Annotated in this window: 3 protein-coding genes; all 3 read left to right on the top strand. The window is 45.8% G+C overall.

The features are described from left to right. Positions 1-431: pilus assembly protein PilM (pilM, locus tag R7Q47_RS24275; RefSeq protein WP_318089764.1), on the top strand; the 431-nt coding region annotated here is incomplete at its 5' end. Next, positions 415-993 carry a PilN domain-containing protein gene (locus R7Q47_RS24270; protein WP_005480484.1) on the top strand — a complete coding sequence of 193 codons (579 nt, stop codon included), beginning with the start codon at positions 415-417 and terminating at the stop codon, positions 991-993. The genes pilM and R7Q47_RS24270, both read left to right, overlap by 17 nt. Beyond that, on the top strand, positions 986-1478 hold a 493-nt coding region (locus R7Q47_RS24265; RefSeq protein ID WP_318089762.1), incomplete at its 3' end, for a type 4a pilus biogenesis protein PilO. The genes R7Q47_RS24270 and R7Q47_RS24265, both read left to right, overlap by 8 nt.

Here is a 1478-nt window from a genome sequence, read left to right as displayed (position 1 = left end):
CGATCTTCACCATGTTTACCGAGCAAGGCGAACTGTTTCATAAGGAGTTTGCGTGCGGTACTCGTATTTCAATGGGGACGTCACAAGAAGACTTACTCTCTGATGATGCTCAAGCCAAAACGGAACAGTTCAATCGTCAAGTGGTTGAGCGCGTAAAACGTCAAATGCAGCTCTATACCTCGATCAACGGTTCGCAAAACATCAAAGGCATTTGGTTATCGGGCGAGGGGGCATCGACGCCAATGTTGGCAGAAGAGCTCTCGCATCAGTTGGCATTGGAGTGCGAGTTGCTAAACCCACTCGGACTGTTTGAAATGAAAGTGTCGAAACGCAAGCGACGAGCGGCTGATTGGCAACATTTTTCGACAGCTGCAGGGCTGGCGATCCGTGGCATTCATTGGTTAGGAGGTGTGCGTGCTTTATCGCATTAACTTATTGCCTTGGCGCGAAAATCAAAGGGAAGAGCATCGTCGTCGATTTGTCGGTTTGGTGGTATTGGGCGTCATGGTGGCGTTGGGGATTCAGTGGGGCGTTGGCAAATATTATGAGTATCAACAAGATCTTCAACAAGAGCGACTCGACTATCTAACAACGTACATTTCCGATCTAGATAAGCGGATAGAAGCGATGAAGATCGCGGAGCTTGAACACAGCAAAATCTTGGAACGCTTGAAAGTTGTGGAAGCGTTGCAAAATGGTCGGAATAAAACCACTGATTTTATGAACCTCATGCCTGCTGTTATTCCAGAAGGCGTGTATGTCGACAAGATCAAAATGAACGATCTAGAAATTGAAATCTCAGGTATTTCAGACAGTACACCTCGGCTAGCAACCATGCTCGATAACATGGAACGTTCTGCCAAGCTACTGGACGTTGAAATGCACTCTATCGTGCACGGAAAAGCCCGTTTTGGTAAAGAGTTTCAGACCTTTAAAGTGTCCTTCATGTTTAACACGGTAGAAGAGCAGAAAGAGGGAAAACAACATGGTTAATTGGCAAGATCTAGAAATGGATGAGATTGCTGAATGGCCATTACTGCCTCAGCTTGTAGTGATCTGCCTGCTTGTTCTTCTTATCCAAGGGTTTGGTTATTGGTTTTACTTAAAGCCAGAAGAGGCTCGCTTGAACAATTTGATTCAAGAGGAGCAAACATTAAAAGTGGCATTGCGCATAAAAGCCAACAAGGTGGCTGCATTGCCTCAGTTGCAATCTCAACTGGACGAGCTCACTACGCGTTATGAGTTGCTGTTGCAACAACTACCGGCACAAAAAGAGTTGGCTACTATGTTGGCGTCGGTAAACGAACTCGGTATCGACAACAAGTTAACGTTTACTCGCATCGATTGGGGAGAAAAGCAATCTGAAAACTTCCTGTATCGATTGCCACTAAATATCGAGCTAACAGGTGATTTCCACGATATCGGTCGTTTTTCACAGGCCATTGCCACACTGCCACGCATCATCACCTTTAAAGACG

The sequence above is a fragment of the Vibrio sp. Vb0349 genome, from assembly GCF_033338975.1.
This window is presented reverse-complemented; position numbering and strand designations above follow the sequence as displayed.